At 59.9% G+C, this 17,373-nt stretch carries 18 protein-coding genes and 1 tRNA gene; 9 read left to right on the top strand and 10 right to left on the bottom strand.

Annotation, left to right across the window (positions count from 1 at the left end; translation table 11 throughout):
• Positions 1–75: 75 nt before the first annotated feature.
• From purH to BOSE62_RS00685, 4 genes are all read right to left on the bottom strand, one after another.
• Complete coding sequence (purH, locus tag BOSE62_RS00700; protein ID WP_159640407.1) at positions 76–1,668, bottom strand: bifunctional phosphoribosylaminoimidazolecarboxamide formyltransferase/IMP cyclohydrolase; 1,593 nt, start codon at positions 1,666–1,668, stop codon at positions 76–78.
• Between the two features lie 2 nt (positions 1,669–1,670).
• Complete coding sequence (locus BOSE62_RS00695; RefSeq protein WP_159640404.1) at positions 1,671–3,458, bottom strand: heparinase II/III family protein; 1,788 nt, start codon at positions 3,456–3,458, stop codon at positions 1,671–1,673.
• Complete coding sequence (gene rpe / locus BOSE62_RS00690; protein ID WP_159640401.1) at positions 3,455–4,117, bottom strand: ribulose-phosphate 3-epimerase; 663 nt, start codon at positions 4,115–4,117, stop codon at positions 3,455–3,457. Before rpe ends, BOSE62_RS00695 begins: the two co-directional genes overlap by 4 nt.
• A gap of 120 nt (positions 4,118–4,237) precedes the next feature.
• Positions 4,238–5,515 carry an RsmB/NOP family class I SAM-dependent RNA methyltransferase gene (locus tag BOSE62_RS00685; RefSeq protein ID WP_159640398.1) on the bottom strand — a complete coding sequence of 426 codons (1,278 nt, stop codon included), beginning with the start codon at positions 5,513–5,515 and terminating at the stop codon, positions 4,238–4,240.
• Between the two features lie 474 nt (positions 5,516–5,989).
• On the opposite strand from BOSE62_RS00685, the gene BOSE62_RS00680 reads away from it, so the two are divergent.
• From BOSE62_RS00680 to ahpF, 3 genes are all read left to right on the top strand, one after another.
• A complete protein-coding gene (locus BOSE62_RS00680) occupies positions 5,990–6,325 on the top strand; it encodes a hypothetical protein (RefSeq protein WP_159640395.1) in 336 nt (111 codons plus the stop codon).
• A gap of 353 nt (positions 6,326–6,678) precedes the next feature.
• Positions 6,679–7,242: an alkyl hydroperoxide reductase subunit C gene (ahpC, locus tag BOSE62_RS00675; protein ID WP_159640392.1), complete on the top strand. Its 564-nt coding sequence runs from the start codon at positions 6,679–6,681 to the stop codon at positions 7,240–7,242.
• Between the two features lie 121 nt (positions 7,243–7,363).
• A complete protein-coding gene (ahpF, locus tag BOSE62_RS00670; protein ID WP_443028795.1) occupies positions 7,364–8,929 on the top strand; it encodes an alkyl hydroperoxide reductase subunit F in 1,566 nt (521 codons plus the stop codon).
• A gap of 123 nt (positions 8,930–9,052) precedes the next feature.
• Here the strand turns inward: ahpF and BOSE62_RS00665 are convergent, their stop codons facing one another.
• Positions 9,053–9,448 carry a hypothetical protein gene (locus BOSE62_RS00665; RefSeq protein ID WP_159640389.1) on the bottom strand — a complete coding sequence of 132 codons (396 nt, stop codon included), beginning with the start codon at positions 9,446–9,448 and terminating at the stop codon, positions 9,053–9,055.
• A gap of 227 nt (positions 9,449–9,675) precedes the next feature.
• Positions 9,676–10,575, bottom strand: coding sequence for a M48 family metalloprotease (locus tag BOSE62_RS00660; protein ID WP_201295622.1), 900 nt, complete (start codon positions 10,573–10,575; stop codon positions 9,676–9,678).
• A gap of 85 nt (positions 10,576–10,660) precedes the next feature.
• On the opposite strand from BOSE62_RS00660, the gene BOSE62_RS00655 reads away from it, so the two are divergent.
• Together BOSE62_RS00655 and BOSE62_RS00650 are read left to right on the top strand one after the other, a co-directional pair.
• A complete protein-coding gene (locus BOSE62_RS00655; RefSeq protein ID WP_159640383.1) occupies positions 10,661–10,843 on the top strand; it encodes a DUF1674 domain-containing protein in 183 nt (60 codons plus the stop codon).
• Positions 10,844–10,964: 121 nt separating this feature from the next.
• Positions 10,965–12,098, top strand: coding sequence for a TIGR03032 family protein (locus BOSE62_RS00650; RefSeq protein ID WP_236553751.1), 1,134 nt, complete (start codon positions 10,965–10,967; stop codon positions 12,096–12,098).
• Between the two features lie 195 nt (positions 12,099–12,293).
• On the opposite strand, the gene BOSE62_RS00645 is transcribed toward BOSE62_RS00650, so the two are convergent.
• Positions 12,294–12,375, bottom strand: a tRNA-Gly gene (locus tag BOSE62_RS00645).
• Between the two features lie 150 nt (positions 12,376–12,525).
• Between BOSE62_RS00645 and BOSE62_RS00640 the strand changes: the two genes are divergently transcribed.
• The 3 genes from BOSE62_RS00640 (at position 12,526) to BOSE62_RS00630 (ending at position 15,606) form a co-directional block, all read left to right on the top strand.
• Entirely contained in the window at positions 12,526–14,091 is a 1,566-nt protein-coding gene (locus BOSE62_RS00640) for a tyrosine-type recombinase/integrase (RefSeq protein ID WP_159640377.1), read from the top strand.
• 126 nt (positions 14,092–14,217) lie between these two features.
• Positions 14,218–14,514 carry a hypothetical protein gene (locus BOSE62_RS00635; RefSeq protein ID WP_283249976.1) on the top strand — a complete coding sequence of 99 codons (297 nt, stop codon included), beginning with the start codon at positions 14,218–14,220 and terminating at the stop codon, positions 14,512–14,514.
• A 66-nt stretch (positions 14,515–14,580) separates the two neighbouring features.
• Positions 14,581–15,606 (top strand): cation diffusion facilitator family transporter, encoded by a 1,026-nt coding sequence (locus BOSE62_RS00630; RefSeq protein WP_159640374.1) that lies wholly within the window; start codon positions 14,581–14,583, stop codon positions 15,604–15,606.
• A 7-nt stretch (positions 15,607–15,613) separates the two neighbouring features.
• On the opposite strand, the gene BOSE62_RS00625 is transcribed toward BOSE62_RS00630, so the two are convergent.
• On the bottom strand, positions 15,614–16,111 hold the full coding sequence (locus BOSE62_RS00625; protein ID WP_196847016.1) for a DUF305 domain-containing protein: 498 nt from the start codon (positions 16,109–16,111) through the stop codon (positions 15,614–15,616).
• Positions 16,112–16,245: 134 nt separating this feature from the next.
• Here BOSE62_RS00625 and BOSE62_RS00620 point away from each other — a divergent pair, with 134 nt between their 5' ends.
• Entirely contained in the window at positions 16,246–16,596 is a 351-nt protein-coding gene (locus BOSE62_RS00620) for an ArsR/SmtB family transcription factor (protein ID WP_159640371.1), read from the top strand.
• Between the two features lie 140 nt (positions 16,597–16,736).
• Here the strand turns inward: BOSE62_RS00620 and copM are convergent, their stop codons facing one another.
• Together copM and BOSE62_RS00610 are read right to left on the bottom strand one after the other, a co-directional pair.
• Entirely contained in the window at positions 16,737–17,141 is a 405-nt protein-coding gene (gene copM / locus BOSE62_RS00615) for a CopM family metallochaperone (protein WP_159640368.1), read from the bottom strand.
• A gap of 9 nt (positions 17,142–17,150) precedes the next feature.
• Positions 17,151–17,354, bottom strand: coding sequence for a heavy-metal-associated domain-containing protein (locus BOSE62_RS00610; RefSeq protein ID WP_159640365.1), 204 nt, complete (start codon positions 17,352–17,354; stop codon positions 17,151–17,153).
• Positions 17,355–17,373 lie beyond the last annotated feature (19 nt).

The following is a 17,373-nucleotide window of genomic DNA, read 5'->3' as shown; positions in this document are numbered from 1 at the left end:
CCTCACCCAGCTGCGACTAGCAAACAAGTTTGCAAGTCTGCGCAACCCTCTCCCTTAAGGGAGAGGGAAGAACACCTAGTGCCGGAAATGCCGCATCCCCGTGAACAGCATCGCCAGACCCGCTTCGTCGGCCGCCGCAATCACTTCGTCATCGCGGATCGAACCGCCGGGCTGGATCACTGCGGTTGCGCCCGCCTCGACAGCAGCCAGCAGGCCGTCGGCGAAGGGAAAGAAAGCATCCGAGGCAACCGCCGAACCGATGGTCCGGGCTTCGTTCCAGCCGGCTTTTTCCGCTGCATCCTTGGCTTTCCACGCGGCAATGCGCGCCGATTCGAGCCGGTTCATCTGCCCTGCGCCGACGCCCGCTGTGGAGCCATCCTTGGCGTAGACAATGGCGTTGGATTTGACATGTTTGGCGACGGTCCAGGCGAAGAGGCAATCGGCCATTTCCTGCTCGGTCGGCTGGCGCCGGGTGACGCACTTCAGATCAGTCTGGGAAATCTGGCCATTGTCGCGCGACTGCAGCAGGAAGCCGCCGGCGATCGATTTGAAGCCCATGCCGGTGCGGGCCGGGTCGGGCAACTCGCCGGTGAGCAGCAGGCGCAGGTTTTTCTTCTTGGCGAAAATCGCCTTGGCTTCCTCATTGGCACCGGGTGCGCATACAACTTCGGTGAAGATGCCGGTCATCGCTTCCGCGGCCGGGCCATCGAGCGGCCGGTTGACCGCGATGATGCCGCCAAAGGCCGAAACGCTGTCACAGGCCAGAGCCGCTTTATAGGCGTCGAGGATATTGTCGGCGCTCGCCACTCCGCAAGGATTGGCGTGCTTGACGATGACCACGGTCGGCGGACCGTCGCGGAATTCGCTGACCAGTTCGAGCGCGGCATCGGCGTCATTATAATTATTATAGCTGAGCGCCTTGCCCTGCAGCTGCTCTGCCTGGGCAATCCCGCTCGCGGACGGGCCGTCGGGCAAATAGAGCGCCGCGCTCTGGTGCGGATTCTCGCCATAGCGCAACTCGACCGGGCGGCTCATCGTCAGCGGTAGCGTGTCGGGGAACATCTTGCCCTGATCGGCAAAGCCGAACCATTGGGCGATCATGCTGTCATAGCTGGCGGTCGCGGCAAAGGCCTTGGCGGCCATGTTCTTGCGGAAGGCCAGCGATGTGCCGCCGTCATTCTGCTGCAGCTCGGCCAGCAATGTTTGGTAGTCGGAAGGATCGGTGACGATCGTCACGAAATCGTGGTTCTTGGCCGCGCTGCGCACCATCGAAGGCCCGCCGATATCGATATTCTCGATAATCTCGTCGCGTTCCGCTCCTTTGGCGACGGTCTGGGCGAAGGGGTAGAGATTGACGATCACCAGATCGATCCCGGCGATATCATGTTCTTCCATCGAAGCGACATGGCCGGCATCATCGCGCCGGGCGAGCAGGCCGCCGTGGACCTTGGGGTGGAGGGTCTTGACCCGGCCGTCCATCATTTCGGGGAACTGGGTGACATCGCTGATATCGGCAACCTCGAGACCCGCTTCGCGCAAGGCCTTGGCCGTACCGCCGGTCGAGATCAGCGCGACACCCATCGCCGCCAGCTGCTTGCCGAGATCGGCGAGGCCGCTCTTGTCCGAAACCGACAAAAGCGCGCGTTTGATTTTGATATTCTCTGTCATTCTTACCCCATATGTTTGAGCAGCCAGCCGGTGGCGCCGCCGCCCCTGCCCACTGCTCCGGAAATCACCATCTGCATGACATCATGGCCTATGCCCATGCCGTCGACCCAGACGCTCTCTTCCAGTTTGATTTCTCCGCTGGTCGAGCGGAATTGCCACAAATTCCCGTCCTTCAGACGCAACAAGACGCCCTTTCCTTCCGAGATCAGGTCGGTTTCTATATCAGGCCCGAGATGGAAGCGCAGCGCATATTCGATATCATTTTTGCGCCGCCTCCGTTTTCTGCCATCCGGGATTAGCATATCCTCGCCGCGCAGCTCCAGCCCGTCCGAGCGGACCAGCAGCAACCGTTTGTGGAGCAAGCCAAAGCGCCGAACATAGCCATCGTGGCTGGCCTCAAGCCTGGTCGCATTTTCAACGTCGCGGCGGAACAGTTCGACTTCGCTGACGCCGCGGCCGAGCTTGCCGTCCGGAAGGATCGAGGTGCTGTTACTGTCGGCGATACATAGGGTGCTGTGAGCAGCAGTGGTGCGCAACCCGCGCGCGAGCGCCGCCGGGATGGTTGCCCCAACCAGCCCCGCCCCGCCGCAATTGCTGATGATCCGGCAGTCGCCGTTGGAAAATTCAAAGGCCAGTGTCGAGGCGCAACCGGCCACCGCCATGCGCGCGATCGGCGGCGGCGCGGCGTCGAGAACCAGCACGGAACGACCGGATGAGACCCGCTGATAGCCCCATTCATGCGCCTGCCGTAGCGGTCTGGCCCGAACACCGCTGGCTTCCACCACTTGCGCGATCTGCCCCGCCGCGGTGGCGCCGCTGCCCTGCCAGTTGCCGAGGGTTCCGTCAAAATGGGTGAGCGCGGTGAGCGGCGGTACTGCCTTGTTGAGCGCTTCCTCAAGAAAGGCCGGGGCGTCTTCCTTGCGCGCAATATAGACCTGTTTCAGCATCGACAGCAGGATGACCGCATCGATCTGGTTGAGCGGCGAACGCGAGACAGAACCGCCGTCGGCAAAGAAAAATTCACCCATCGCCTTTTCCAGCCCTGCTTCTCCGACGATCTGGCGGACCCGTCCCTCGGGCAGCAGCAGCGATGCCGCAACGACACCGCTCCACGCAACCAGCCTGCCGAGGCTGCTGTTGGCCTTGTCCGCGGTCCGGTCGAGATGACGGGCGGTGCGAGCGATATTGTTGAGCAGCTTGGAGCGGTAGATCAGATCCCGCGAGGACAGGATGAGCGGCGCATGACTGGCCCAGATCAGCAATCGCCAGCCGCAATTGTCGGGCCGCCAGGCCGGCTGGCGAATCGTGTCGCCATTGGCATCGAGCCACTGGTTCATAAGCATTTCCGCCACCGGCACTGCCTGATCGCGGGACGCCGCCGTGTCGAGATCGCGCAGCCACTGGAAGCGGTGGACATAATCCTCGAATTGCGGCGGCAGCTTCAGTTCGGCAAAATCGATCTTCTCGTGTTTTTTCTTGAGGCCACGAAAGAGAAAGAAACCGGCGCGCACCGCCATGCCCTGGACCCGGTCGCCCTCGACCGGATCGACCGGCACCGCCAGCAGCCGCAGGGGCAGTTTTCCCGAAAGACGGAGCCGGTGCAGCGGCATCCGCCAGGTCATCCGGTAATAGAGCATTGTCGCTTGCTGGGCGAGCGACTGGCCGCGGTCGCGGTCGTGGCGCAATGTGAGGCTACGGCCTTCGCCTATCGTATCATTCTCATCTTCAATTTCTGGCTGTTCCGGGTCGCCGTCACCCAGATCCAGCCGGTCGGATCTGCTGGTGGTCATTCACCCCTCAAGCCGCGAATATTGGCGGCATATTGATCCGGGCCGCCGCGGAAGGTTGCGGTGCCGGCAACCAGCGTATCGGCCCCCGCTGCAATCGCTCTCGGTGCGGTCTTGAGATCAATACCGCCGTCGACTTCCAGCCGGATATCCCTGCCGGTGGCGTCGATCCGCTTGCGGATTGCCTCGATCTTGCGCAATTGGCTGTCGATGAAGCTCTGGCCTCCGAAGCCCGGGTTGACACTCATCACCAGAATCAGATCGAGATCGTCAATCAGATAGTCGAGAATATCCAGCGGAGTTGCGGGATTGAGCACCAGACCGGCCTGCTTGCCGAGCGACTGGATCGTCTGCACCGTACGGTGCGGGTGTGGGCCGGCTTCCGGATGGAAGGAAATGATGTCCGCGCCCGCCTCGGCAAAATCCTCGAGAAACTGGTCGACCGGCGATATCATCAGATGGACGTCGAATGGTTTGGCGCTATGCGGTCGCAGCGCTTTGACGACCGCCGGCCCGATGGTGATATTGGGAACGAAATGGCCATCCATTACATCGACGTGCACCCAGTCGCAGCCGGCCTTGTCGATGGCCTGCACCTCTTCGCCCAGCCGGGCGAAATCGGCAGAAAGGATGGAGGGGGCAATACGAATGCTGTCGGACATGGCGCTTCCTTAAACTATGCCCGGCAGTAGAATTTTTGAACCGGGCAAGCAAGACGCTATTATGGCAGTGCCACAGTCCCTTGTGGACAGATTGGGGACAGGTTCACAATATATAGAAAATCAGCTTTTGCGAACCAGCCGGGCAATGAAGAACCCATCCACATGGCCCTGTTCGGCGAGCGTATCGGGCAGCGTCCGGACACAGCCGGATTCGGCTGGCGCGACACCCGCGGGCAGCTCTTCGGCACGGACGGGATCTATTGAAAATTCGTCGTGGCGCTCGAGAAAGGCTTCGATCTGCTCCTCGCCCTCTTCCGGCTCGAGCGAGCAAACGGCGTAAACCAGCAGCCCACCAGGCTTCACCCAAGCGGCTGTGCGGTCGAGCAAGGCGCGCTGCACTTCGGCGCGGTCCTCGATCTGGCGGGAGCCGATGCAGTGCAGCACATCCGGGTGACGCCGGTAGATGCCGGTGGCGCTGCACGGCGCATCGAGCAGGACCGCGTCGGCGGGCTCCGCCGGCTCCCACCGCATCAGATCGGCGATGATTTGCTCGGCCTGCAACCGGGTGCGTTTCAGATTGTCCTGAAAACGCTCCATTCTTTTGGCGCTATTATCGACCGAGACGGTTTTCCAGCCGGCGCTGGCCAGCTGCATGGTCTTGCCGCCGGGGGCTGCGCAGAGGTCGAGAACCGTGCTCCCCTCGCCCTCCCCGAGCAGACGCGCAGGGATAGAGGCGGCGAGATCCTGTACCCAGAAAGCGCCGTCATCAAAGCCGTCGAGCTCGGTAACTGGAACAGTTGGAAGCATCCTGAGATGTTTCGGGGCAAGCTTTTCACCCTCCAGCGTGCCGATATCACCGGACCGGAAGCTGAGGTCGAGCGGCGCAGGCTGTGCCCAGGCCCGGCACGCGGCATTGGCCACATCTTCACCCCATTTGCTGGTCCAGCGGTCCAGCGTTTCCCCAGGAATTTCCGGATATTCCGGCAGTTTCAGCTTGCCCGATTCGATCCCGCGCATGACGGTCGAAAAGACACCGTGCACCAGCCGGCGCGGGCCGCCATGAACCAGCGGCAGGGCGGTCGAAATCGCGGCATGTTGCGGCGTGTCGAGGATCAGCACCTGCGCCAGCGCGATGCGCAGCGCCATCCGCGCCTTCGCGTCGTCGGCCAGCCGGTTGCGGGTCGCGCTGTCGATCATCGCGTCGAGCGCGCTCATCCAGCGCAGCACATTGGCGGCGATATTATGCGCCAGCGCCTTGTCCGACGGATTCGACAATTTGCCCGTAGCCGCTGGCATCGCCTGATCCAGCGTCTCGCCGCGCCGGCAGACGGCGTCGAGCAGGCGAATGGCGGACTGGCGCGTAGCGAGGCCGGGGACTTTATTGTTGGGCTGGTTCATGTTCATTCCGCGATAATTGGGCTTGCAGAACCCGGATGGTTCGCTCTGCCCCACCGCATAGACCTTCCCGCGTTTCGATCAAGCTTTTGGGTCGAGCGCAGCCGCACCGATAGAACGCAATGATGAATAGACGAAGCTAGAAATCAGCGATGAGAGCGAGTCCGTCCATCCTTGTCGGAACATCACGATACACCTTGTCCATGAGGTTGTGATCTACATCACTCTCCCGTTCGCGAGTCACGCTAGGTCGACATCTGGATTGGTTCAGGGGGCCTGCAACGATGACTATCTCGCTCAACGCGGCTGCACCGCGTTCGACCGCAAGCGTGCCGCGAGAAAATTATCGGGAAAGGCAACGGATGGGCCGATCCGCAATCTCGCCGATGCAAAATCAGTGAACAAACCACGTCCGTTGCCGGAATCTGGCGCGTTGCCAGCAAAGGCGGCACTTCATTCAAAAAATAGGAACCACATATGAAAAATTCAATTGCGACCTTGACAGTTTTTGCCAGCGCTCTGGCTCTCAGTGCGTGCGGTAGCAGCAACGAAACTTCGGAAGCTTCGGAAACTGCCGCAACGGAAGAAACTGCGGAAGCAGTGACCTCGGAAGCTTGTAGCCAGGACGACATGATGGCCAAAGCCACGAAACTGGGCGAGAAAATGCAGGCTCTGGCGAGCGATCCGGAAGCGATGCAGGAAATGACCGGCAAGATGCAGGAAGTTCAGGAAAAGTTGCAAAAGGGCGCGGCGGACGGAAGCTACGGTATTGCTGAAGCTTGCGCCGTCTATGACGAGATGCTGGCCGAGTAGATCATATCAGGCGATCTGACAGGGCGGGCCAGCAGGGTTCCTCTGCCCTGCATTCGCTGAACACGGGAAAAGGGCCGGATTTCTCCGGCCCTTTTCTGTGCGTGCAGAGAACAGCAGCCAGACAATGCGATCGGCCTGTTTAGCGCGCCGCCCCGATAGACGGTATGGGCGCCCACCGATCGACGCTGATTGAATATGCCGATCAATGTGATCGCCATAATCATCCAGAAAGCCCGCGATTGGCTGTTGAATAGTGGTCCGCCACAACATATTTCAAACATCTCAAACAGAAGGACAATTGCACGTCGAAACTGACATGCAACAAACGCTCAAACGAAAGAAAAGGACCACCAATGGCTACCATTAACAGCAAGATTTTGCCTTTCTCCACCGAAGCATTTTATCGCGGTGAATTCGTCAACGTGACGGAAGAAGATGTCGCCGGCAAATGGGCCGTATTCTTCTTCTACCCTGCGGACTTTACCTTTGTCTGCCCGACGGAACTGGAAGATCTGGCCAACCAGTATGACGCGCTGCAAGCCATGGGCGTTGAAGTTTACTCTGTCTCGACCGACACGCATTTCAGCCACAAGGCATGGCACGCAAGCTCCGACGCGATCGGCAAGATCAACTTCTATATGCTTGGCGACCAGAATCACACGATCAGCAACAATTTCGGCGTATTGCGGGAAGGCCAGGGCCTTTCGGACCGTGCGACTTTCGTTGTCGATCCCGACGGCGTCATCCAGGTCATGGAAATCACCTGCGAAGGCGTTGGCCGGAACGCGGCTGAACTGGTCCGCAAGATCAAGGCAGCGCAATATGTTCGCGCCAATCCCGGTGAAGTTTGCCCGGCAAAATGGGAAGAAGGCGAAAAAACACTCGCCCCTTCGATCGAGCTCGTCGGCAAAATCTAACCGCGACCCAATACCAACGAAAAATGCAGTGACCGGCTTCGTGCCGGTCACGCTCCCCCTTGGCTTCGACCTAATGCCAGCGAGCCTATAGCCCTGCCCTGGTCATATGAAGAGAGATACCATGCCCATCATCGATCAATCCACCGCCGATCAGCTGAAAGCCTATCTGGCCAACCTGCGCCGCCCGATCCGGCTGGTTGCCACTCTGGACGACAGCGCGAAATCGGCCGAGATGAAAGAATTGGTCGAGACGATTGCACCGATGTCGGATCTCGTGGAAGCGGATTTTAACGGGACGTCAAAGCGTGTGCCCTCCTTCCTGATTTCAGCCGATGACGGCAAATCGGAAGTCGAATTTGCCGGACTGCCGCTGGGCCACGAATTTTCCTCGCTCATTCTCGGCTTGCTGCATGTCGGCGGCCATCCGCCGAAAGAGGAAGAAGAACTGCTCGACAGCGTCGCCTCGCTGAAAGGCGAATATCATTTCGAGACATTTTTCTCGCTCTCCTGCCAGAATTGCCCGGACGTCATCCAGGCGCTCAATATCATGGCGGCGCGCAATCCCAATGTCAGCCATGTCGCGATTGACGGCGCGCTGTTTCAAGACGAGGTTGAAGAGCGCAAGGTCATGGCGGTGCCGACCGTCTTCCTCAACGGCGAGCCCTTTGGTTCCGGCCGCATGAATCTGGCCGAAATCATGGCCAAGGTCGACACCGGCAGCGCCGAAAAAGCGGCTAGCAAACTGTCGGCCAAAGATCCCTATGATGTGCTCGTGGTTGGCGGTGGTCCCGCCGGCGCGGCAGCGGCGATCTATACCGCTCGCAAGGGCATCCGCACCGCCATCATCGCCGAACAGTTTGGCGGTCAGCTGATGGATACGATGGGTATCGAGAATTTCATTTCCGTGCCTTATACCGAGGGTCCCAAGCTGACTGCGGAATTGCAGCGGCATGTGAACGAATATGATCTGGAAGTGTTCAGCCAGCAGCGTGTCGCGGATCTGGCGCGTCCGGCGAGCGACGGCGATCTATTTTCTCTTACGACCGAGAGCGGCGGGTCTCTCAAGGCAAAATCGGTGATCCTGGCGACCGGTGCGCGGTGGAAGACCATTGGCGTGCCCGGCGAAGCGGAATATCGCAACAAGGGTGTCGCCTATTGCCCGCATTGCGACGGCCCTCTGTATAAAGGCAAACGGGTTGCGGTCATCGGCGGCGGCAACTCCGGCGTGGAAGCGGCGATCGACCTGGCCGGCATTGTCAGCCATGTCACATTGATCGAGTTTGACAGCGCGATGCGCGCCGATGCCGTTTTGCAGAAAAAGCTCCAGAGCCTGCCGAATGTCACCGCCATTGTTTCGGCGCAAACGACCGAAATCTCAGGCGACGGTGAAAAGGTCACCGGCCTGCGCTACAAGGACCGCAACAGCGGCGAAGAGCATGATGTCGCGCTGGAAGGCGCCTTCGTCCAGATCGGTCTGATGCCGAACAGCGAATGGCTCGGCGATGTGGTCAAGAGATCCCCATATGGAGAGATCGAGATCGATCATCGCTGCGAGACCTCGGTTCCCGGTATTTTCGCGGCGGGCGACGTTACCACAGTGCCGTACAAGCAGATCGTCATTTCGATGGGAGAAGGGTCGAAAGCCGCGCTGTCGGCCTTTGACTATCTCATCCGGGCGGACGGCTAGGCCGGAGGACAATTCTCTTGTATCCTGCCCGAGACTGGCGCGTCGAACCTAGCGCGCTGGGTTCGGGACACGGACAGTGAGGATACGATAGCGCCATGGTTAGACACTCCCCAATAGCGGTCGCTAGGACACCGGCGGAAGTTCGCTGACGAATTTGCTGATCTCGATTCGAGCAATCTCGTCGTAATTTTCTGCCTCAGCCGTCTCACTGACTTCTAAGGCTAGGTAAAACTTCCAGAAGTATTCTGGTTCACCAATGTGCCGACGGCGAGTGCGAAACTCCATCAGTACCCCAAAAAGGTCGTTGGCCGCTGAATCACAAAAGTCCCAGTCCAGAGTGTTCTCCAAATAGGCGCGGGCAAGCCCTATGCCGATTTGATCGAATGTGTCATTGATGTTGAGATCGCTCTCTTTGGACCATAGCAATATATCCTCTTTCCGTACGCACCCTCTCCATCCGGTGCGGGACACACCGCCTTCATAAAGATTCCGTAGATCTCTGAGCACGTTGTCTAACATCAGCGAAGCCTATGGGGTTTCTCTTGGTGTATCAAGAGCCCCCCTCTCGACCCTATGGCCGACATAGAGTAAAACCCGAGTATAAGTGAACTCCAGTCCACATGCGGGATAATTTCTAGATGAAAGATTTTTGAGCGGCTGCCCTCCCGAACGCCGTGCGACCATCCCTGTCGAACTCGGCTGTTCACCAAAAGTGAATGCTAAGTCGGACGTGCGTTGCAGCAACTTCACCTAGTCGGATCAAGCGCGCTCGGTTTGCGCAATCGGCCCCTGTCGCCCAATTCATTGGGCCCGTCTGACCACCCGCTGCCGCCGCCACCCTGCGCCATTGCCTCCAGCGCCGCGATCCGGTCTTCGGTGGCGGGGTGGGTGGAGAACATCTGGCGGACGCCGCCGGGCACAATATAGAGCTGGGATGCGGCCGGATTGCGCTCTGCAACCGGGTTGGGAATGCGGGCGGCCTGGCCGGAAATCTTGGCCAGAGCGGAAGCCAGCGACAGGGGCTTGCCGCTGATCTGCGCGGCGGCGGCATCGGCACCGAATTCGCGGGTACGACTGATCGCCATCTGCACGATCATCGCGGCAAAAGGCGCGATCAGCACGGCCATGAGACCGGCAACGCCGGCGTTGCGGTCACGGAAGAACATACCGAAATTGGCCAGCATCGAGACAGCGCCGGCGATCGTCGCGACCATCGTCATGATCAAGGTATCACGGTTCTTCACATGGCCCAGTTCGTGGGCCATCACGCCTTCGATCTCGTCATGGCTGAGCATCTGCAGCAGGCCGGTGGTCGCCGCCACCGCCGAATGTTCGGGGTCCCGGCCAGTGGCAAATGCGTTGGGCTGGGCCTGGTCGACAATATAGACTTTCGGCATCGGCAAACCGGCCCGTTTCGACAAATCTTCTACCATTCTGTAGAATTCGGGGTGACTTTTGCCATCAATCTCTACCGCATTGTGCATTTTCAGGACGATTTTGTCGGCGTTCCAGTAGGTGAACAGGTTCATCCCCGCTGCCACCATCAAGGCGATGATCGCCCCGCCGCTGCCGCCCAGCGAATAGCCCAAGACCATGAACAGCGCGGTCAGCGCTGCCAGCAGCATGGTTGTCTTCATGAAATTCATCGTCTCTACTCGCTTGAATATGATCTTTATGGTCTCAATATAGGGTCTGCAGCGGCACGATTCAATTTGACGGACGAGCGAAAATATGACCGATAGCGATAGAAAACCCGGCGAACGCCCTGCCCATGTCAAGGCGCCCGCCTATCTCACCCCGAGCGAGCCGGTGCCGGAACCCGATCCACTGGAAAAGGCCGACGAAATTGCCGCCGACAAGGGCCCCACCCGCTATGGCGACTGGGAGCACAAAGGTATCGCGGTCGATTTCTGACGGGCCGCGGGGCTGCCCCCGGACGCTGCATCCCGTCCCCTTCGCCATTTAACCCTTTGCCCCACCGCGCTTTTATGGAAGGATTGCTGGCCGAAGACGGATGCGGAGCGGGAGCGATAATGTGAGCAAGGACAAGCCGGGCGCGGAGGGTGCCGAAACCATCGCCCCGGAAAACAGAAATGTCCCGACCGATGTCGCGCCGGACGCTGCCACCGAGGCGGGCAATATCGATATCAGCTTCTCGCCGGGGCTGGCTTCCTTCCTGAAAAGCAACAATATCTCCATCGGCTTTACCTCCTACCAGACCGGACGGCTCTATCTGATCGGCCATGGTCCGGACGGCAAGCTGGCGCTGCACGAAGCGGTCTATCCGCAGGCGATGGGAGTGACCGGCGATGCCAGCCGCATCTATCTCGGCACGCTGACCCAGATCGTCCGGATGGAAAATGTTCTGGCTTCCGGCCAGACCGCCAACGAGGTGCACGACAAGGTCTATGTGCCGCGCAATCTGCAGACAACGGGCAATGTCGACATTCACGAAATCGGGATACAAGAGAACGGACGGATCCTGTTCGTCAACACCCGCTTCAACTGCCTGTGCGAGCCCAGCCTGACGCACAGTTTCAGGCCGGTGTGGAAGCCCGATTTCATCAGCGAGATTATCGCCGAGGACCGCTGCCATCTCAACGGCGTGGCGATGGTTGGCGGCCGGCCAAAATATGTCAGCGCCGCCGCACGCTCGGACACTGCGGGCGGCTGGCGGGATCACCGGGACGATGGCGGCCTGATCATCGATGTCGAAAGCCATGCCATCATCGCCGAAGGCTTGTCGATGCCGCACAGCCCGCGCTTCCACGACGGAAGGGTCTGGCTGCTGAATTCGGGCAGCGGTGAACTGGGCTGGCTGGACCCGGCCGATAACAGCTTCGTGCCGCTGGCCTTTTTTCCGGGTTTCTTGCGCGGCCTCGCCTTCCACGGAGACCATGCCTTCGTCACCCTGTCGAAACCGCGCAAAGGCCATTTCGAGGGACTGGCGCTCGATGAACGGCTTGAGAATGAAAGCGAACCAGCCTGGTGCGGCCTACAGATTGTTTCGCAGGCAACCGGCGCGCCAGCGCAATGGCTGCGTTTCGATGGTGCGATTACCGAACTGTTCGATGTCTGTGTCCTGCCGGGGGTCAGGAACCCGATCACCCTCGGCCCGAATTCAGTCGAGATCCGCGATTTTCTCACGGTCGAACCGCCAGCAGGCTAATGCCCGCAGCACCGCGTGACTGACGCGCGCACCATTTCTCAATAGCAGAAAGTCTCGACCTGACCGCGCTTCGGGCGATTCCCGAATGACAAATTTACGGGATTATGGTGCCAAGAGATATTGGGGGCACGCGCCCTGACGGTCCGAGTTTTTCTGGCAAATATGCGGTGCATATTTGTTTTTAATCCGAAAAAATGGAGCGGGCGAAGAGATTCGAACTCTCGACCCCAACCTTGGCAAAGTTGCATAGGCACTATTCCAAGATACGCCACCCCGCGCTATTCTACGATTAACGGTATGATTTTACGTTTCTTTTCTTATCTTTCTACGCTATACAGGGCCGAGAGGAAGCCCGCTTTTCCACTTTGGCGTTGTAGCCCGGTTGTAGCCTGATAAATGGCAAAGGCCCGCAGAAAGACACAGAAAAATGGCAAAGCAGTCTGAAATAAAGCTCACAAAAACGGTGGTGGACGCCGCTGAGCCAGGCGCAAAGCGTTATGTGCTGTGGGATAGCGATACCAAGGGCTTTGGTATTCGCATCGGAGTGAGCGGGGTCAAAACCTTTGTGGTCAAGTATCTCGCCGAAGGCGGCGGCCGGAGTGCGCCGCAACGCTTCTTCACGATTGGGCAATTCGGCCCGCTTACCGTCGAGCTGGCGCGTAAGCGCGCGAAGGAGATCGTGGCTTCCGCGCTGATGGGCAAAGACCCCGTTTCGGAGCGTAATGCCAAGCGTAAGGAAATGCGGATTAGTGCGCTGATCGACCTGTATGAAGCCGAGGGTTGCTTCATCCAGCGCGGCAAGCGCCAGGGTCAGCCGATGAAGTCGTTGACCAAGAAATACACCATCGCCCGGCTGCGCCATCATGTCGTGCCGCTGCTCGGCCGGAAGCGCGTGACGGAGATCGGCGCGGCCGACATCGAGCGGTTCTTCCGCGATGTCGAAGCTGGCAAGACGGCGAAGAATGAGAAGACGGGGCCGCGCACGCGGATCATCGTCAAGGGTGGCGCTGGTGCGGCGCGCAAGGTGTTCCGCGATCTGTCGGCCGTATTCAGCTTCGCCAAGCGGCACGAGATCGTCGCAGCCAACCCCTGCGAGAAGGCCGTGGTGAACAAGTCCGACAACAAGCGCACACGCTTCCTTACGCTTGAGGAAGTCGCACGCTTGGGCGCGGCCTGTGACGCATTGGAAGCGGAGGGCGTCAACAGCAAGGCGCTCAACATCACCCGGTTGTGGGTGCTGACCGGCTGCCGCCGCAATGAAATAGCGGAGCTGAAATGGGATGAGGTCGATCTGGATAATGGTCTGCTCGTCCTCGACGACAGCAAGACCGGCAAGTCGATCCGTCCGCTCTGCCTCGCCGCGGCGACCTTGCTCAAAAGCGTCGAGAAAGTGGACGACACAGACTATGTGTTTCCCGCCGATGAGGGCAACAGCTATTTCCAAGGCACCAAGAACATCTGGCCGAAGATCGTGAAGAAGGCCGAACTGCCCGGCGTCACCCCGCATACGCTGCGTCATACGGTGGGTGCCACAGCCACCTCGCACGGCGAGGCGCTGGCGCTGACCGGCGCAATCCTCGGCCATGCAAATCTACGTTCCACGATGATCTATGCCCATGTTCAGCATGATCCATCGGTGAAGGCCGCCAATCGCGTAGGCCGTCGTATCGCCTCGGCACTGGCCGGTGAAACCAAGCCTGCGCCCCGCAAGCGTCGCAAGGCAGCCGAGCCCATACCAATCAAGGAAGCGGCCCCAGCCAGCAATGGCTTACTCCCTGATGCCGAATGGGAAGCGTTGGTCGAGCTTGCCGCGTTGTCCGCTGAGGACAAGGGATTTCTGGCTTCGGCCAACGATCCGGCCCTCGCTATGCTTGCCAGGCGGGGCTTCGCCATCGCTGATATTGGCCCCAGCGATTTGCTGGCATGGTGGACGATCAGCTCTGTTGGCCGGGCGCTGGTCGATGCGTTAGCTTCGCATCGCGCCGCCGCATAGAGCCTGCTTCGTCCGGCTATTGGGGCGTCATCCTCGTGGGCTGGCTGGCGCTGGGCATCGCCTATTCGAACAGCGCCGGGCGGACGGCTGCTGCGTCGATCATCGGCGGAGGAAGATCGCCCCGCCTTGTTCGCCGCGCAATTCGCGCTCAGTCATGTGTGCTGGCTCATCGCCTATCCACTCGCCGGACAGGCCGGCGCAATTGAAGGCATGGGGACAGCTTTCGGGGCAGCCGCCGCGCTGGCGCTGATCGGCACAGTGATCGCCTTCTGGATTTGGCCGGCGGCAGATGTTGAGGTGCTGGCGCACACGCATGACGATCTGCCACGCGATCATCCCCATCTTCTCGAAGGGCATCCGGGCGGTCGCGCACGCCACGCTTTCGTGATCGACGAACTGCATCCACGCTGGCCCATTGCATAATATATTGACATCTATCATATGAACACATATTCATATGTTCATTCAGTATAGTATGAAAGCTCTATAATGGCCCATTCGCACGCCGATCATGGTCACGGCCACGATCACGACCACGATCATTCGCACACGCCGACCATCACCAGCGATAATGAGCGCAAGGTGCTGCTGTCGTTCGGCCTGATCTTCACCTTCATGGTGGTCGAGGTCGTGGGCGGCCTGATCTCGGGCTCACTCGCTCTGCTGGCAGATGCCGGGCATATGATGACCGACGCAGCGGCGCTGGCACTCGCCTATGCGGCCTTCCGCTTCGGTCAGCGCGCGGCCGATTCCAAGCGCACCTTCGGCTATCTGCGCTTCGAGGTGGTCGCCGGTTTCGTCAACGCCGTCACCCTGTTCGCGATCGTGGGCTGGATCGTCTATGAAGCCTGGGAACGCTTTCAGGAGCCGCAGCCGATCCTTGCCGGGCCGATGTTCGGCGTCGCGGTCGCGGGGCTGCTGGTCAATATCCTCGTCTTCTGGATTCTGACGCGCGGCGACAGCGAGCATGTCAACATCAAGGGCGCGGCGCTGCACGTCATGGGCGACTTGCTCGGTTCGGTCGGGGCCGTGGGCGCGGCGATCGTGATCTATCTGACGGGCTGGACGCCGATCGACCCCATCCTCTCGGTCGTCGTCTCCCTACTGGTCCTGCGTAGCGCGTGGAAGTTGGCGGCCAAGTCGCTTCACATCCTGCTCGAAGGTGCGCCCGACGGCGCGGCGCCGGAGAAGATCGAGCGTCATCTTCTGGAGCATGTGCCGGGCGTCGCTGCGGTCGGTCATATCCATGTGTGGTCGATCACGTCAGGCCGCACGCTGGCAACGATGCACGTCCGCCCCACAAGCGACGCCGAGGCCCGCGTCGTTGTGCGCGCCGTCGAGCGCGAGCTGGAGAACCATTTCGAGATCGAACACGCGACCGTGGCGGTCGACTGGAACGAGGAAGGCGAAACGTGCAGCCTGGCTCCCGGCAACAAGCGGGACAATGGGCATGACCATGACCACGATCATTTCGGCCACAGTCACGGCGCGTCAGGAAAGGCTTGCTCCCACTGACAGGCCGTCAGCGCAACCGATCCGCGATGCTCTGCATCTGCTGGATTTCTTCGCGCTGCGCCTTGCGGATCGCGTTGCACAGATTGGTCAGTTCGGGATCGCTGAGCCTTGCCTCCCGGCACATAAGGATGGCTCCCGAATGATGCGGGATCATCGAGGCGATGAACTGACGGTCATCAATCGCCGCCTGCGCGCGGGTCGCCCAAAAAGACCCGGCGGTCAGCACGGCGAACAGGACGTAGAGCGCGATATTCATTTTCCTGTCGGGAAACATGCCGGGCATGGTGGCGAGCATGAAGATGCCCATCGGCGCCCACATCGTCACCGCCATGTAGAGCATGTTCAGATTGTTCCTGAAGTCATGCCAGCCGTCGATCATGGTGAACATGACCGCATACATGACCGCAAGGCCAAGGATCATGTTGATCCAGAACATCAAATAGGGGCGGCCGTGGGCAGTCTCTTTGTCATGCCCGCCGCCATAGGATTGGTCAGCCTGTGACATCGCCTATGCAATCCTCTGTGCGGCCGTTCGGTTCCCTTCGGGAAGGCGCTTAATGGGGCGGCCCTCGACGCCGAGTGGCGATAGAAAAGACCATATATCTACACATCGTCATATCTTCATGTATGAGTGTTCCAATGTCCGACCCCACTACCTCTGACGATCATGGTAATCCCGAGCATTCGTTGGGATTATCGAGCCACGGTGTTACGATCCTGGCCGAAACGTTCCGCTTGCTGGGTGACCCCTCCCGCCTGCGTATCTTGCTCTATTGCCTGAAAAGTCCGCGATCGGTGGGGGACATCGCCAAAAGCCTCGATCTGTCTCAAACGCTGGTGAGCCATCATCTGCGCCTCCTGCGCGGCGCGCGCCTGGTCCGTAGCGAGCGGCAAGCCAAGCAGATATTCTATGAAGTGGCCGATGCCCATGTGAGCACCATGCTCATCGACATGGCGAGCCATATTGGAGAGGACCACGGCGACGATTGATCGCCGCTGGCCGCGCCGCATTCGGCTCGACCGTTTCCTCTGTCAGAACAAAAAAGCCCCCGATGTCGTGCATGACATCAGGGGGCTGTTCTTGGTGGCGCTGGCGCGCGAGGATCGATCGGCCAGCTATATCGGGACAATCACTTGCCCCGATCGGCCAGCCATTTCTGCATCATCGCGATCTCGCCTTCCTGGGCGGTGATGACGTCCTGGGCCAGCTTGCGAACCTCCGGGTCTTTCCCATGCTGGAGAACGACACTCGCCATATCAATCGCGCCCTGGTGGTGCGGGATCATGCCGCGCATGAAATCGACGTCGGCGTCGCCGGTAAACTCGATTCCCATGTCGGCGTGCATCTTGTCATTGGCAATCTGGTAATCGCGAATGACCGGATTGGCCGAGCGTTCCGGGCTGGCGTGTCCGCCATGTCCGCTTTGTGTCGTCGCAACGCTGGTCGTTTGCGGGCCGATGCCGGATTGCGTGTATGCGAGAACGCCGACGGCCAACAGCGCGCCCGCGATGAAGATAGGCGTCAGCTTGTTCATGCCTGTCTCCTATACCTGTTCAATAACGCGCGCGGGATAACCGTCTTCAGCGAGCGCCGCTTCGATGTCCTGCGCGCTGGCGACGCTATCGACCGTGACTTTCTTGTCCGCGATATTCACGTCGACCTTTGCATTGGGGTCGATCGCGGCGATCGCTTGCGTGATGTGCTTGACGCACGAACCGCAGCTCATGTTTTCGACGTGGAATTGCATTGAAAATCTCCATTTTTCC

This window comes from Sphingorhabdus sp. 109 (assembly GCF_902506555.1).
GTDB lineage: Bacteria > Pseudomonadota > Alphaproteobacteria > Sphingomonadales > Sphingomonadaceae > Parasphingorhabdus.
Note: the sequence above shows the minus strand (reverse complement) of the source record. Positions and strands in the feature narration are given on the sequence as shown.

Coding starts and splice junctions, on each gene's coding strand:
- purH (WP_159640407.1), bottom strand. CDS start 1,668: ATGACAGAGAATATCAAAATCAAACGCGCGCTTTTGTCGGTTTCGGAC.
- ahpC (WP_159640392.1), top strand. CDS start 6,679: ATGGCTACCATTAACAGCAAGATTTTGCCTTTCTCCACCGAAGCATTT.
- BOSE62_RS00610 (WP_159640365.1), bottom strand. CDS start 17,354: ATGCAATTCCACGTCGAAAACATGAGCTGCGGTTCGTGCGTCAAGCAC.
- BOSE62_RS00660 (WP_201295622.1), bottom strand. CDS start 10,575: ATGAATTTCATGAAGACAACCATGCTGCTGGCAGCGCTGACCGCGCTG.
- BOSE62_RS00665 (WP_159640389.1), bottom strand. CDS start 9,448: ATGTTAGACAACGTGCTCAGAGATCTACGGAATCTTTATGAAGGCGGT.
- BOSE62_RS00625 (WP_196847016.1), bottom strand. CDS start 16,111: ATGTCACAGGCTGACCAATCCTATGGCGGCGGGCATGACAAAGAGACT.
- ahpF (WP_443028795.1), top strand. CDS start 7,364: ATGCCCATCATCGATCAATCCACCGCCGATCAGCTGAAAGCCTATCTG.
- BOSE62_RS00630 (WP_159640374.1), top strand. CDS start 14,581: ATGGCCCATTCGCACGCCGATCATGGTCACGGCCACGATCACGACCAC.
- BOSE62_RS00640 (WP_159640377.1), top strand. CDS start 12,526: ATGGCAAAGCAGTCTGAAATAAAGCTCACAAAAACGGTGGTGGACGCC.
- BOSE62_RS00685 (WP_159640398.1), bottom strand. CDS start 5,515: ATGAACCAGCCCAACAATAAAGTCCCCGGCCTCGCTACGCGCCAGTCC.
- copM (WP_159640368.1), bottom strand. CDS start 17,141: ATGAACAAGCTGACGCCTATCTTCATCGCGGGCGCGCTGTTGGCCGTC.
- rpe (WP_159640401.1), bottom strand. CDS start 4,117: ATGTCCGACAGCATTCGTATTGCCCCCTCCATCCTTTCTGCCGATTTC.
- BOSE62_RS00655 (WP_159640383.1), top strand. CDS start 10,661: ATGACCGATAGCGATAGAAAACCCGGCGAACGCCCTGCCCATGTCAAG.
- BOSE62_RS00680 (WP_159640395.1), top strand. CDS start 5,990: ATGAAAAATTCAATTGCGACCTTGACAGTTTTTGCCAGCGCTCTGGCT.
- BOSE62_RS00695 (WP_159640404.1), bottom strand. CDS start 3,458: ATGACCACCAGCAGATCCGACCGGCTGGATCTGGGTGACGGCGACCCG.
- BOSE62_RS00620 (WP_159640371.1), top strand. CDS start 16,246: ATGTCCGACCCCACTACCTCTGACGATCATGGTAATCCCGAGCATTCG.